10 protein-coding genes are annotated in these 14,802 nt (G+C 62.3%); 2 read left to right on the top strand and 8 right to left on the bottom strand.

Annotated features, from left to right (window positions below):
- Positions 1–41: 41 nt before the first annotated feature.
- From E4O97_RS15970 to E4O97_RS15990, 5 genes are all read right to left on the bottom strand, one after another.
- Complete coding sequence (locus E4O97_RS15970; protein ID WP_005789539.1) at positions 42–434, bottom strand: 5-carboxymethyl-2-hydroxymuconate Delta-isomerase; 393 nt, start codon at positions 432–434, stop codon at positions 42–44.
- A 15-nt stretch (positions 435–449) separates the two neighbouring features.
- Positions 450–1,307, bottom strand: coding sequence for a 3,4-dihydroxyphenylacetate 2,3-dioxygenase (hpaD, locus tag E4O97_RS15975; protein ID WP_078821787.1), 858 nt, complete (start codon positions 1,305–1,307; stop codon positions 450–452).
- A gap of 154 nt (positions 1,308–1,461) precedes the next feature.
- Positions 1,462–2,922, bottom strand: a complete 1,461-nt coding sequence (gene hpaE, locus E4O97_RS15980) for a 5-carboxymethyl-2-hydroxymuconate semialdehyde dehydrogenase (RefSeq protein WP_248161702.1) — start codon at positions 2,920–2,922, stop codon at positions 1,462–1,464.
- A 5-nt stretch (positions 2,923–2,927) separates the two neighbouring features.
- On the bottom strand, positions 2,928–3,698 hold the full coding sequence (locus E4O97_RS15985) for a fumarylacetoacetate hydrolase family protein (RefSeq protein ID WP_248161703.1): 771 nt from the start codon (positions 3,696–3,698) through the stop codon (positions 2,928–2,930).
- Positions 3,695–4,360 (bottom strand): fumarylacetoacetate hydrolase family protein, encoded by a 666-nt coding sequence (locus tag E4O97_RS15990; RefSeq protein ID WP_078821785.1) that lies wholly within the window; start codon positions 4,358–4,360, stop codon positions 3,695–3,697. Before E4O97_RS15990 ends, E4O97_RS15985 begins: the two co-directional genes overlap by 4 nt.
- Before the next feature lie 98 nt (positions 4,361–4,458).
- Between E4O97_RS15990 and hpaA the strand changes: the two genes are divergently transcribed.
- Positions 4,459–5,349: a 4-hydroxyphenylacetate catabolism regulatory protein HpaA gene (gene hpaA, locus E4O97_RS15995; RefSeq protein WP_179119839.1), complete on the top strand. Its 891-nt coding sequence runs from the start codon at positions 4,459–4,461 to the stop codon at positions 5,347–5,349.
- On the opposite strand, the gene E4O97_RS16000 is transcribed toward hpaA, so the two are convergent.
- Both E4O97_RS16000 and E4O97_RS16005 read right to left on the bottom strand, forming a co-directional pair.
- Positions 5,276–6,745, bottom strand: coding sequence for an efflux transporter outer membrane subunit (locus E4O97_RS16000; protein WP_143508466.1), 1,470 nt, complete (start codon positions 6,743–6,745; stop codon positions 5,276–5,278). The genes hpaA and E4O97_RS16000 overlap by 74 nt on opposite strands.
- Positions 6,745–7,539, bottom strand: coding sequence for a helix-turn-helix transcriptional regulator (locus E4O97_RS16005; RefSeq protein ID WP_078821783.1), 795 nt, complete (start codon positions 7,537–7,539; stop codon positions 6,745–6,747). Before E4O97_RS16005 ends, E4O97_RS16000 begins: the two co-directional genes overlap by 1 nt.
- A gap of 490 nt (positions 7,540–8,029) precedes the next feature.
- Between E4O97_RS16005 and E4O97_RS16010 the strand changes: the two genes are divergently transcribed.
- The gene (locus tag E4O97_RS16010; RefSeq protein ID WP_248161704.1) at positions 8,030–14,299 is read left to right on the top strand and encodes a non-ribosomal peptide synthetase; all 6,270 of its coding nucleotides are present in this window, start codon (positions 8,030–8,032) and stop codon (positions 14,297–14,299) included.
- A 48-nt stretch (positions 14,300–14,347) separates the two neighbouring features.
- Here E4O97_RS16010 and E4O97_RS16015 read toward each other — a convergent pair whose 3' ends face one another.
- Positions 14,348–14,656: a hypothetical protein gene (locus tag E4O97_RS16015; protein ID WP_005789528.1), complete on the bottom strand. Its 309-nt coding sequence runs from the start codon at positions 14,654–14,656 to the stop codon at positions 14,348–14,350.
- Positions 14,657–14,802 lie beyond the last annotated feature (146 nt).

The raw sequence follows: 14,802 nt of genomic DNA on the forward strand, positions 1-14,802 counted from the left end.
TGTACTTTTTGTCTGAGTGGCCGTGGGGGGAGGGCAGGTTTTTATCCCGCCGCGTTATTCAGAAACGCATGCACATTGTTCTGCTTGAAGTTGAGCTGTGGGTGCAACTCGACCATCTCGAACGACAGCGCCAACAACCGCTGCGCCTGCAATTGGGCGAAGTGCGCGGTGATCACCGCGAACACGGCTTCGGCCACCGCCTGGCGCGTGGCCAGGTCGCGGCCGTGGCCGACCTTGAGGGTCATGTGCACGAAGGCGTAGTCATGCTTGCCGTCGGCCATGCGCCAGGTGTCCAGGCGCACACCACGGCTACGGATGCCGCCCAACGGAAACACGCCACTGTCGCCCAGCACGCGGTGGATTTTTTCAAACAGGCCAGGCAAATCGGCCTGAGGTTCAAGGTTGTCGGTGTACTCAGCGATAAAGTGCGGCATAGGTTTCTCCCAAAGCTACAGCGGGAAAATCGCGTTGATCTGGCCAGTGCCCGAACTGCCGAACGGCGGCGTGATGATCTCGGCCGGCTGGGCATAGTCCGGCCCACCCAGCAGGCCCAGGAGCATGGCGGTGTCGTGCATCTTGCCTTCGCCAAAGCAGTGTTCGGCGTAGTCCGGCAGCATCGCGCAGAACTCTTTGAAGCGGCCTTGCTGCCACATCTCGACGACGTGCAGGTCTACCTGCTTGTCAAACTCACGGGTCCAGTTGTGGATATTCGCTTCGGCCTGGCGGTCGTCGGAAAAACGGTGGGACAACGAGCCGGACGCCAGCACCAGCACCTTGCGGTCACTCTTTTCGATGGCTCGGCGCACGGCGGCGCCAAAGGCGAAGCTGTCTTCCAGACGATGCCAGGCACACCAGGCGGCAATGGAAATCACCTTGAATTTTTCATCCTCGGGCACGCCCATGTGCATGTAACGCATGGGCACCAGCGTGCCGTATTCCAGCTCCAGGCTCGGGATGTTATGGGCCATGCTGCGCACGCCGGCCAGGTTGGCTTCGGCGGCGATCAGCTCGCCCAACTCGGGGCAGCCGGGGTAGGCGTAATCCATGTTCTTGATGAAGTGCGGCAGCTCGTTGCTGGTGTAGGTGCCCTGGAACTGCTCGCCACAGTTGACGTGATAACCGCTGTTGACCAGCCAGTGCACGTCGAACACCACGGCGGTGTCGGCCCCCAGTTCGCGGGCGCGCCGGCCGATTTCCTTGTGCCCGGCAATCGCCGCTTCGCGACAGCCGTGATGCTTGCCGGGCAGTTCCGACAGGTACATCGACGGTACGTGGCAGATCTTCGCTGCCAGAACCACTTCGCCCATGATGATTCTCCTGAATAATTATTCTTGTAAGGCTTGTGAGGTCCCTGTGGGAGCTGGCTTGCCTGCGATTGCATCGACTCGGTAAGGCTGAAGGACCGCGGTGTCTGCATCGCGGGCAAGCCCGGCTCCCACAGGAGGCTTGTTTGATCCTGGGCTACACACCCCAGCGCGGAATGTGATGACTGCCCATGGAAATACACACGTTCTTGATCTCGGCAAACACTTCAAAGCTGTACTGGCCACCCTCGCGCCCGGTGCCCGAGCCTTTCACCCCGCCAAAGGGCTGACGCAAATCGCGCACGTTCTGGCTATTGATAAATACCATGCCCGCCTCAATACCGCGCGCCAGCCGATGAGCCTTACCGATGTCCTGGGTCCAGATATAGGACGCCAGCCCGTATTCGGTGTCGTTGGCCAGTTGCAGCGCTTCGGCTTCGTCCTTGAACGGGATCAGGCACACCACCGGACCAAAGATTTCTTCCTGGGCGATGCGCATCCGGTTGTTCACATCGGAAAACACCGTTGGCTGGATAAACTGGCCGCGGCTCAGGTGCGCCGGCAAGTTGGCCGGGCGCTCCAGGCCGCCGGCCAGCAGTGTGGCGCCTTCCTCCAGACCGATCTTGATGTAGCCGGTGACCTTGTCGTAATGGGCCTGGGTGATCATCGAACCGACCTGGGTTTTGGGGTCCTGCGGGTCGCCTACGATCAGGCGCTTGGCCCGCGCCGCGAACTCGGCGACAAATTGCGGGTAGACGCTTTCCTGAATAAAGATCCGGCTACCGGCGGTGCACCGCTCGCCGTTCAGGGAGAAGATCGTGAACAGTGCGGCGTCGAGGGCGCGCTCTAGGTCGGCGTCTTCAAAAATCAGCACCGGCGACTTGCCGCCCAGTTCCATGGAGTACTTTTTAAGGCCGGCGGTCTGCATGATTTTCTTGCCAGTGGCAGTGCCGCCGGTAAAGGAAATCGCCCGTACATCCGGATGGCGTACCAGTGCATCACCAGCGGTCGCGCCGTAGCCCTGGATCACATTGAGCACGCCGTTGGGGATCCCGGCTTCCACCGCCAGGCGTCCCAGTTCATTGGCGGTCAGTGGCGACAGCTCCGACATTTTCAATACGGCGGTATTGCCCAGCGCCAGGCACGGCGCGGTCTTCCAGGTGGCGGTCATGAACGGCACGTTCCATGGCGACACCAACCCGCACACGCCTACCGGCTGGTACAGGGTGTAGTTGAGCATCTGGTCGTCCACCGGATAACTGTGGCCGTCCATGCGGGTGCAGACTTCGGCGAAAAAGTCGAAGTTGTGCGAGGCCCGTGGAATCAACACGTTCTTGGTCTGGTGAATTGGCAAACCGGTGTCGAGGGTTTCCAGTTCGGCCAGGCGTGGCACGTTCTGTTCAATCAATTCGCCGAGCTTGCGCATCAAGCGTGCGCGCTCCCTGGCCGGGGTGTTGGCCCACTTGGGAAACGCCTCCTTGGCCGCCGCCACGGCTTGTGCGACTTCATCGGCACCACCGCTGGCGACTTCGCCGATGGCCTCGCCGGTGGCCGGGTTGTAGTTGATGAATACGTCTTTGCTCTCGACCTCACGGCCGTTGATCCAGTGTTTGATCATGTTGTTCAAGCCTCTTTGCGCACGGAGAAAAACTCCGTCTCACTGACAATACGGTTGACCAGGCGGCCCACGCCTTCGACTTCCACCACCACTTCATCGCCCGGCACCACATCGGCCAGGCCCTCGGGCGTGCCGGTGGCGATCATGTCGCCGGGTTGCAGGGTCATGAAGCTGGACAGGTATTCGATGAGGTAGGGGATATCGAAAATCATGTCTTGGGTGCTGCCTTCCTGGCGCAACTCGCCGTTGATCCAGGTGCGCAACTTCAGGTTGCCTGGGTCGGGCACATCGGCCACGTCGACGATCCAGGGGCCCACCGGGGTGGTGGCGTCGCGGTTTTTAACCCGCAGGTTGGGGCGGTAGTAGTTTTCCAGGTAGTCGCGGATCGCGTAGTCGTTGCACACCGTGTAACCGGCCAGGTAGTCCAGGGCGTCGGCGCGCTTGACGTTGCGCGCGGTCTTGCCGATCACCGCCACCAGTTCGCACTCGTAGTGCATGTAGGCGACGTTGTCCGGGCGCCAGGTGACTTGGCGGTGACCGGTGTAGGTGCCGACCGACTTGATAAAGGCCAGCGGTTCGGTCGGCGGTGTGAAGGCCAGTTCGGCGGCGTGATCGGCGTAGTTCAAGCCCAGGGCGAACATATTGCCGGTGGCGGGCGGCAGCCATTGCACCTGATCTTCGGCAAGCCGCCGGCCATCGCTGAGGCGCACGCTGTGATCGTCGTCTACCTGCACGGCATGGCTCTGACCTTCAAAACGGATACGTGCGCGCTTCATGCCAGTGCCTCCGCCTGAACGATATTGAGCAGGCGGCCGACGCCAGTGATTTCAACTTCAACACGATCACCCGGCTGCACATCCACACGGCCCTCCGGTGTACCGGTGATCAGCACGTCACCGGGATGCAGGGTCATGAACTCGCTGATCTCGGCGATCAATTGTGGGATGTCGCGCACCCAATGGGCGGTGGAGTTTTGCTGGCGCAGCTCGCCATTGACGAAGAGCTTGAGGGACAGCTCGTTGGGGTTGGCCACTTGATCCCGCTCAATCACTTGCGGGCCCAAGGCGCAAAACCCATCGCGGCATTTGGCTTTGACGGCAGGGCGGTAGTAGCTGTCTTCCGGCAGGCTGAATTCGTTGACCACCACATACCCGGCCACATGGGCCATGGCATTGTCCAGGCTGACGCGGCTGGCGCGCTGGCCGATCACCACGCCCAGCGCCGGGCCCGGTTGCAGGCGCTCGCCTGCAGGCTGCAACACCACGCCGCCATGGGCATTACGGGTGTTGGGCGTCTTGATGAACAACACTGGCTTGGTTGGCGGCTTCTGGTAGGGCGCCTGCTCGAAGGCGGCGAGATGTTGGTCCAGCAGGCCCTGGTAGTTCAGCGCAACGCCGAACAGGGTGCCGCTGGCAACATCATGCAGGGTACGGCTCATGCGTTTCTCCTGGCGGTGACGACGGCTGCATAGGCAGTTCGTTAAGTTGTTAACGTTATAATTAATATGTTAACTACCGTCAAGCGTGGCACACTCCGATGGCATCACAACAACAAGAGGAGGGCGACGTGCAGCCGATTCCCAACATCAACCTCGGGCAGGTCTACGACCAGCGTTACAGCGACGCCGAGGTGCATTACGACAAGCTGGGCAACCTGGCAGGTTTTTTCGGGCGCAATATGGCCGTGCATCGCCATGACCGGTTTTTCCAGGTGCATTACGTCAAGAGTGGCGCGGTGCGGGTGTATCTGGACGACCGCCAGTACGTCGAAGCAGGGCCGATGTTTTTTCTCACGCCGCCCACGGTGGCCCACGCCTTCGTCACCGAAGCCGATGCCGACGGGCATGTGCTGACGGTGCGCCAGCAACTGGTGTGGGGCTTGATCGACGCCGACCCCAGCCTTGCCTCCGGGGCTGCGTGTGTCGCGCTGGGCGCCGACGCCGATGGGCTGGACCAGCTTTTCGAAGAACTGTGCGGCGAGATCAACGCCGAACGGGCAGGCCGCGCAGCCGCCCTCGACAGCCTGACGCGCTTGATCATGATCCGCCTGCTGCGCCTGTGCGCCCACGCCCTGCCGGCACGGCCGACGGCCCATGAAGACCTGCGGATTTTTCACCGCTTCAACGAACTGATCGAAGCCCATTACCTGGAGCATTGGCCGCTGGCGCGTTATGCCCAGGCCATCGGCGTGACCCAGGCGCGCCTCAATGAGGTGTGCCGACGCATCGCCGACCTGCCCTCCAAGCGCCTGATTCTTGAACGCCTGATGCAAGAGGCCAAACGCCTTCTGTTGTTTACCGGCAGCTCCGCAAATGAAATCTGCTACCAGCTGGGGTTCAAGGACCCGGCGTATTTCAGCCGGTTTTTCCTGCGGTATGCGCAGATGACGCCGGGGGAGTATCGGTTGCGGCAGTCGGCGTTGCGTTGACGCGCCACGCTCCACCCAACGCCGTATACAAGTTCACCTCCGCCACCAGCTGCGCCAGCCTGTCCACGATCAACGCCTGTTGCGAGCTGAACAACGCACGCTGCGCATCGAGGAACGTCAGGTTGCTGTCCACGCCGCTGCGGTAGCGGTGCTGGGCCAGGTCGTAATAGTTCTGGTTGGCGGCAACGAAATCCCGTTGCGCATCCAGTTGGTCGTTGAAGGTCTGGCGAGCGGCAAGGCCGTCGGCCACTTCCTGGAAGGCGCTCTGGATGGACTTTTCGTACTGGGCCACCGTGATGTCCTTCTGCAACTTGGCGTAATCGAGGCTGGCACGCAGGCTGCCGGCGTTGAAGATCGGCAGGTTGATTTGCGGCTGGAAGGTCCAGGTGCCCGAGCCGCCCTTGAACAGCCCCGACAGCTCCTTGCTGGTGCTGCCGGCATTGGCCGTGAGGGTCACGGACGGAAAGAACGCAGCACGGGCGGCGCCGATATTGGCGTTGGCCGCCTGCAACTGGTATTCGGCCTGGAGGATATCCGGGCGGCGTTGCAGCAGGTCGGAGGGCAACCCGGCGGGGACGCGGGCGACCAGATCATCGGCCAGCGGGCGAGCGGGCAGATGCTCATCCACCGGACCGCCCACCAGCAGCACGAGGTTGTTAAGGTCCTGGGCGACCTGGCGTTCATAGCGAGCGACGCTGGCGCGGGTGCTTTCCACTGCGGTACGGGCTTGCACCACCTCCAGCGCCGAAGCTTTGCCTGCGTTTTTGCTGCGGCTGGTCAGTTGCCAGCTGTGGTCGTTGGCCACCAGGGTTTGCTCGGCCAGGGCCAGTAGTTCCTGATCGGCGCGCCAGGTCAGGTAGGCGTTGGCCACGTTCGCCACCAGGCTCAATTGCGCACTGCGCCGGGCTTCTTCGGTGCCCAGGTAAGTCAGCAACGCCTGTTCGCTGAGGCTGCGCACGCGGCCGAACAGGTCCAGCTCATAAGCGCTCAGGCCCAAGGTGGCGGAATAGTTGGAGGTGATCGCCGATTTGCCGGTGCCTGTCACGTTACCCGGCAATTTCTGACGCTTGCCGGCACCGCTGGCGGAGATCGCCGGGAACAGGTCGGCGCGCTGTATACGATACTGCGCCTGGAACGCCTCTACATTCAGGGCGGCTACCCGCAGGTCGCGGTTGTTGACCAGGGCATCGGCAATCAACCGTTGCAGCGCCGGGTCGTGGAACAGCTGCTGCCAATCCGGATTCTGCGTCAGGTCGCCGGCCTGCGCCAGGCTGTACACGCCGCCTTGAGGAAACTGCGCAGGCGTCGGCGCTGCTGGCCGCTGATACTCGGGGATCAGCGAACAGCCACTGAGCGTCCACGCCACCCCGACGCAGCAAAGCATCCGTTTGTTCATCAGGCACCCACCATCCATTTGGCCAGGCCATGCCGGCCGCTCACGCCCAGCTTGGCGGCGGCGCGCTTGAGGTAGGTTTCGATCGAGCTGTTTTTCACACTGAGTTTTTCCGCGATCTGCGGCACGGTGCCGCCGGTCAGCAGGCCGAGGCACACTTCCTGCTCGCGCGCCGAAAGGGTGATATCGCTCAGAGCCAGGCGCTTGTAGAACTCGCGCTGCAATTGCGATTGTTCCAGCAGGGTGTGGGCCGGCTCCGTCTCGGCGTGCGGCACCTGACGCAGCAGTTGCGCGTGCCGCTCCATCAAAGGCAACAGGGTGTCCGACAAGCACTTGAGAAACGACAACTCAGCCAGGGAAAACCCACGCTGGGTTGGCGGCCGGTAGAACGAAATCACACAGCGTCGATTCCCTTGGCGCGATACCAGGTTGCACTGGTGCGAACTGCCCAACGGGTGCGCGCTGTTGGCCTTGGCTTTCATCTGGATCAACAACGGGTCTTGCATGCGCAGCATTTCGCGCATCAGCGGGTGGTCGTTCAACGGGTGCAGTGTCTGGGGTACAGACAACTCCTTTTTCAGCCCGGCGCTGCCCAGCAGCTTGATGTCGAGCACGCGGTCGCGCAGCTCATCGAGCGTCCATTCGCTGAGGTCCACCAGGTGAATCGGCACCCATTTGTCTACCAGGTGCAACATGTCTGCGGCGAAGCGTTCATGGCCGCTGTTTGAAATCAACTCGCCCATTTCGGCATAAAAATGCGGGCCCTGTGTGTCGCCAATACTGCGGGTCAGATTCATAGCCATCTCATCCTTGATGTCGAAAACCGTCTGCGGAGGCTCCGGGCTGCGGCGGGGCGATCCGTACTGCTTGAACGTGACTCGGCGTTCGAGTTTTTATTTAGCCATATGGATTTGTCCTACGTATGTAGCGGAAACGCGGGACACAAGCTGCCATAAAATCTGCGCCATTATTCCGACGTTTCTGGTCAATAAAACCGGCAACGAACGCTCGCAAGGTATTTTTAGGTTTAATTAACTGGATGATATTTAAGGTAAAAGTTTAAAACTTTGCAGAATTTCAAAGTGCCAGCATCGGCCATGTATAGCCAATCTCCTACAGCGCTTTAATCGTTTCAGCAGTGAACGACCCACCAAGCCCGTTCCATCCATTTGAATGTCCGGGTTTCGGGTGACAGACGCCTGCGGCCCCCCCATGCTCAAATCCGGCAAATTCGGCGTAATGGGCCACCCTGCGCGGCCAGTGCCTGACCCCCATGAGAAGGATCTTATGCAGTATTCCTCCCGCCAGCCGGCCAGCTTCCCCCTCACTGCCGCCCAACAGGACATTTGGCTTGATCAGATGCGCGTGGGCGATTCGCCGCTGTATAACATTGGCGGCTATCTGGATGTTGCCGGCCCAGTGATGCCCGAGCGCATCCAGCAGGCCGTAGCGCAGCTGGTGTCCAGACACGATGCGTTGCGCATTCAATTGCATACCGACGCCGAAGGGCTGGCGCGGCAAACCTTCGCTTCGGCACTGCCGGTGGACGTGGCCTTGCATGACTTCGCGGCGTTACCCGACCCGTGCGCCGCGAGCCGGGCCCTGATGCAGGCGCAAATGGCCCGACCGTTCATGATGAGCGGCGCGCCGCTGGTGCGCGTCCTGCTGGTCAAACTCGACGACGACCACTACCACCTCGGTATCCAGGCCCATCACCTGATTCTCGATGGTTGGGGCTTCGGCCAGTTGCTGCAATCCCTCGCGCAGTTGTACACCGCCCTGGAGCAGGGCCGTCACGTGGAGCCGTTCGCACCGTCCTATATCGACTTTATCGACAACGACCAGCACTACCTGCACTCGGCCCGTTACGCCCGTGACCGCGACTATTGGCTGGACAAGTTCCAGGTACTGCCCGAGCCACTGCTGACGCCCAAGCAAACCACCAAGGCGTCGAGCAACACCTTCCTGGAAGGCTTTGCGGTGGCGCTGCTCGACCGTATGGAGCAGGTCGCCAACCGCTGCCAGGCGTCGGCTTTTCATGTGTTGCTGGCGGCGATGTACGTGTATTTCAGCCGCACCAGTCAACGCCAGGAATGGGTAGTGGGGCTGCCGATTCTCAACCGCTCCAACGCGCGTTTTCGCGCCACCGTCGGCATGTTTGCCCAGGTCAGTGCGGTGCGTTTTCAGTTCAGCGAAGGGTTGCCTTTTGGTGAGCTGGTGCGCGGCATACGCGATCAGCTCAAGCAGGATTTCCGCCATCAGCGCTTCCCGTTAAGCGAGATGAACCGTGAGCTGGGCCTGCGACGAACCGATCGCGGGCAGTTGTTCGACCTGTCGGTGTCGTTCGAGCAGGACGACCATGACCTGCGTTTTGGTCAGGTGCAGGCGCGTGCCATCAAGGTGTCCAACCACCATGAAGCATTGCCGATCGCCATTCACCTGCGCAGCAACCGCTACCAGGACAGCGCGTGGCTGCATTGCGTCTACAACGAGGCGTACTTCCAGCACGACGAAGTCCAGGCGATGGCGCGCGGCTTCACCTGGCTGTTGGAGCAAGGGCTGGAAGACCCCTCGCTGCCAGTCGGTGAGTTTTCCATGCTGGCGCCTGAAGCTCAGGCTCGGCTGCTGCACTGGAACGCCACCGCGCAGCCCAACGCACTGCCGCAAACCTTGCACCGGCGGATTGAAGCGCAAGCCGCACACACGCCCGACGCCATTGCCGCGGTGTATCAGGGCCATCAGCTGACCTACGCCCACCTCAACCGTCAGGCCAATGCCCTGGCGCATCAACTATTGGCACACGGCGTACAGCCGGATGATCGCGTGGCCGTGCTGGCCCGACGCGGGCTGGACACGTTGGCGGGGTTGTTGGCAGTGCTCAAATCCGGCGCCTGCTACGTGCCGCTGGATCCGGCCCATCCGGCTGAACGCCTGGACTACCTGCTGCAAGACAGTGCGCCTGTGGCAATCCTGACCCAGCAGGATTTGCGCCAGCGCCTGCCTGTCTCCACGGTGCCAGTGATCGCGCTGGAGCAGGTCACCTCGCACATCGACAGTAACCCCGAGGTCGCGGTATCGCCGTCGAACCTGGCCTATGTGATTTACACCTCCGGCTCCACCGGCTTGCCCAAGGGCGTGATGGTGGAGCACCACAGCGTATCGAACCTGGTGGACTGGCACTGCCGGGCGTTCGACCTGCAAGCGGGCAGCCATACCGCCAGCGTCGCCGGCTTTGGTTTTGATGCCATGGCCTGGGAAGTCTGGCCTGCGTTATGCGTGGGTGCAACGCTGCACCTGCCACCGGCGCACGACGGTGCGGAAAATATCGATGCGCTGCTCGACTGGTGGCGCGCGCAGCCATTGGACGTGTGTTTCCTGCCCACGCCTGTGGCCGAATACGCCTTTAGCCAGCAGCTTGGGCATCCTACCTTGCGCACCTTGCTGATTGGCGGCGATCGCCTGCGCACGTTCACCCAGGCGCAGACGTTTGCACTGATCAACAACTACGGCCCTACCGAAGCCACTGTGGTTGCCACCTCCGGAGCCATTGAGGTGGGCCAGCCGCTGCACATCGGCGCGCCGGTCGCCAACGCCCAGGTTTATCTGCTGGATGCGCAACAACGCCCGGTGCCGATTGGCGCAGTGGGGGAGTTGTATGTGGGCGGCAAGGGCGTGGCGCGGGGGTATCTGAACCGTCCTGAACTGAATGCCGAACGCTTCCTGGACGATCCTTTCAACGGCGCGCGTATGTACCGCACCGGCGATCTGGCGCGCTGGCTGTCGGACGGTAATCTTGAGTACCTGGGACGCAACGACGACCAGGTAAAAATCCGCGGTGTACGCATCGAACTGGGGGAAATCGAATCGGCCCTGGCCGCCCACCCGGCGATCAAGGACGCGGTAGTGCAGTTTCGCCAAGGGCAATTGCTGGCCTGGTTTATCCCGCGTGAGCCAGTCGAGATTCAAACCCTGCGCGCCCATCTGCAGGCCTCGTTACCTGACTATATGGTGCCGGCGGCCTATGTCCGCCTTGAGGCGTTGCCCCTGACCGCCAATGGCAAGCTCGACCGCAAAGCTTTGCCCGCGCCCAGCCAGGAAGCCTTTGTCACTCGCCGCTTCGAAGCTGCGCAGGCCGGTGTGGAAGCTACCCTTGCGCAGATCTGGGCCGAGTTGCTGCACGTGCAGCAAGTAGGGCGCCACGACCATTTCTTCGAGTTGGGCGGGCATTCGCTGTTGGCGGTGCAACTGGTGCAGCGCATGCGCCAGGCCGGCCTGCGTGCCGATGTGCAGGTGCTGTTCGGCCAGCCAACGTTGGCGGCGCTGGCGGCAGCGTGTGGCGGTAATGAAATGGCGGTGCCAGACAATCGAATCCCGCCAGGCTGTACGCATATCACTACCGATCTGCTCGCCTTGGCCGAGCTGGATCAAGCCAGCCTCGACCACATCGTCGCAAGCATCCCTGGTGGCGCAGCGAATGTGCAGGAAATCTACCCGCTGGCGCCGTTGCAGGAAGGCTTGCTTTATCACCACATCACCGATGCGCACGACCCGTATCAGCAACAGGCTCTGTTCAGCTTTGCGCGCCGCGAGCAACTGGATGCCTTCGCCCACGCCCTGCAACAAGTGATCGACCGCCATGACATCCTGCGCACCAGCCTGGTGTGGGATGCCCTTGAACAACCGATGCAGGTGGTGTGGCGAAAAGCGCGGTTGCGGGTCGAACCGCTGCGCGAGCCGGCTCAACCGCTGGACTTGCGCCAGGCGCCGCTGATGGCCCTGGACTACGCCGAAGAACCTCACCATCAGCGCTGGATCGCCAGGCTGCGCTTTCATCACCTGGTCAACGATGCCACTTCGACCACCCTGTTGGTGGACGAGATCCGCGCCCATCTGCTCGGCCAACAGGCGCAACTGCCCGTGCCGGTGCCGTACCGCAATGTGGTGGCGCAAGCCCGATCAGCCGTGCGCCAGGCTGCGCACGAGGCGTTCTTTCGCCAGCAGTTGGCAGAGGTGGATGAGCCGACTCTGGCGTTCGGCGTGCAGGAGCGCCAGGCCAAGCGTGCCGAGACCGAAGAAGCCGAACGCCTGCTCAGTGACGCGCTCAACCTGCGCCTGCGCAGCCAGGCCCGCGTTCTTGGCGTGAGCGCCGCGAGCCTGTTCCACCTGGCCTGGGCCCAGGTGCTCAGCCGGGTGGCGAGCCGCGACGATGTGGTGTTCGGCACCGTATTGCTTGGCCGCTTGCAAGCCGGCGAGGGTGCCGAGCGGGCGTTGGGCATGTTCATCAACACCTTGCCGCTGCGCCTGCGCCTGGTCGGGCAAAACGTGGTGGATGCACTGCACGACACCCACACACAACTGAGCGCCTTGCTCGCTCACGAACAAGCCTCCCTGGCGTTGGCCCAGCGTTGCAGCGGCGTGTCACCGTTGTTCAACAGCCTGCTCAATTACCGCCACACCTCGGCCGATCCCGAACTCAAACTGGTACCGGGCATGGCCTTGCTCAACAGTGAAGACATCCTCAGTTATCCGCTGATGTTGACGGTGGATGACGTGGCCAGCGGTTTCCGGCTCAAGGCCAAGGCGCCGTGCACAGTCGGTGCCGAGCGGGTGCTGAGCTACTTTGACACGGTGCTCAACGGCCTGGTGGTTGCGCTTGAGCAGGCGCCGAAAATGCCGCTTGGCGACATACAGGTGTTGCCCGCCAGCGAGTTGCACACCCAGTTGTCAGGCTTCAACGCCACCGCCACGGACTACCCGCAAACCCTCACCGTCCAGGCGCTGTTCGAAGCCCATGCGCGGGACATTCCCGATGCCATCGCGGTGCAGGCCGGCGAACAGCAACTGACCTATCGCGAACTCAACGAACGCGCCAACCAGTTGGCCTTTCACTTGCGTGAGCACGGGGTAGAGCCCGACTCGCGGGTGGCACTGTGTGTGGAGCGTGGGTTGGAGCTGGTGGTGGGGTTATTGGCCATTCTCAAGGCGGGCGGTGCCTATGTGCCCCTCGACCCGGGCTACCCACGCGAACGCCTGGCCTACATGCTCGCCGACAGCCAGCCGGTGGCGCTGCTGGTACACGGCGCTACCCGCGAAGTGCCGGGCGAGGTTGCAATCCCCGTGATCGACTTCGACCACTGCATCTGGAGCCAGGCGCCGACCGACAATCCGTCGGTACCGGGTTTGAGCGTCGCCAACCTGGCTTACGTGATGTACACCTCGGGCTCCACCGGCACCCCCAAGGGCGTGATGATCGAACATCGCGGATTGGGTAACCTGCTGCACTGGGGCTCGCAATTGTGCCCCGACGCCGCAGGCGGCGCCTTGTTGCAGCGCGCGCCATTCAGCTTTGACGGTTCGGTGTGGGAACTGTTCTGGCCATTGAGCAACGGTATGCGCCTGGTGCTGGCGCGGCCCGATGGTCATCGTGAACCTGCGTACCTGGCCCAGTTGATTCGCGAGCAGCAGATCAGCGTGATCAAGTTTGTACCGGCGATGTTGCAGCAGTTTCTTGAGCTGGACGAGTCGGCGCTGTGCACCAGCCTCACCGATGTGTTGTGCGGCGGCGGCGAACTGACCGCAGCCCTGGCCCGTGGCGTGCAGGCGCGTTTGCCCAAGGTGCGCTTGCACAACGTCTACGGCCCTACCGAAGCCACGGTCGACAGCAGCGCCTGGACCCTCGAACCCGGTGCGCCGGTACCTGCGGTGCAACTGCCGATTGGCCGCCCGATCAACAATACCCGCCTGTACGTGTTGGATGCCCATGACGCACCGGTCCCCATAGGCATCAGCGGTCAACTGCATATCGGTGGTGTGGGAGTAGCCCGCGGCTACCTGGGGTTGGAGCAGATGACCGCCGAGCGGTTTATCGACAGCCCCTTCGTTGTCGGTGACCGCCTGTATCGCACGGGCGACCTGGTGCGCTACCTGCCGGACGGCAATCTGGAGTTCCTTGGGCGTAATGACTTCCAGGTCAAACTGCGCGGCGTGCGCCTGGAGTTGGGAGAAATCGAAGCACGCCTGAGTGCACACCCGGCGTTGCGTGAAGTGGCGGTACTGATTCGCGATGAGCGCCTGGTCGCCTACTTCACCCTGCGCGGCCAGGCGCCGAGCCTGGAAGACTTGCGCGCCCATGTACTGGAGCAACTGCCGGAAGTCATGGTGCCGGCCGCCTTCGTACAACTCGACGCACTGCCCCTGAACCCCGCCGGCAAACTCGACCGCAAGGCCCTGCCGGAGCCGGGCCTGGACGCGGTGCTCAGCCGTGCCTACGAAGCGCCCCAGGGCGAAGTGGAAACCTTGATGTCCGGCATCTGGGCCGACGTACTGAAACTGGAGCGGGTAGGGCGCCACGACCACTTCTTCGAACTGGGCGGGCACTCGCTGCTGGCAGTCAACCTGGTGGCCCGCCTGCGCAAGGCCGGGCTGGAAGTGGACGCACGCACCTTGTTCAGCCAGCCAACCCTGGCGCAACTCGCCGCCAGGACCGTGGCGAAGGTCCAGCGCGTTGAAGTGCCGCAAACCGCCATTCCCGCCCTCAACCGCCGCCGCAGGATCTGAGGATTGGAATGCATTCAATCTGGGAGGGGGCTTGCCCCCTCCCACATTTTACGGTGCTGCCTTCAAGGGCTTCATGCACTCGATAGAGCGATCCACTGTGGTTCTGGCGATCTCCAGCAAATGCCACACCGCCAGAATCTTCGCCCGCACGGGGCTGTCCAGCAGCTCGCTACAATCGAGCGCTGTCGCTGAGGCACTGTCGAGCAGGCTGGCGGTGTACAGCAACGCATCTTCAAAACTCAGATCGTCGTTGACGCTGTGGAAACCCTGCCTGGGCAGGTAATGGTCAATGGCGCGGTTGAACGCGGCACGGGTTTTTGCGGGGTCGAAGGGTGGGTCGGGTAAGACTTTATTCATGGTGTAGCTCCAACTGGTAGATAAGGAGCCGACCCCTTCGCGACTAAACGGAGGGTGGCGGCTGTACGCAGGTTAGTCGACCGGCCAGTTGGATCCGGCGCACCCAAAGGTGCCCTGCGCACAGCCACCATGAACAGGGTGACAGC

The sequence above is a fragment of the Pseudomonas sp. W15Feb34 genome, from assembly GCF_023127765.1.
GTDB lineage: Bacteria > Pseudomonadota > Gammaproteobacteria > Pseudomonadales > Pseudomonadaceae > Aquipseudomonas > Aquipseudomonas synxantha_A.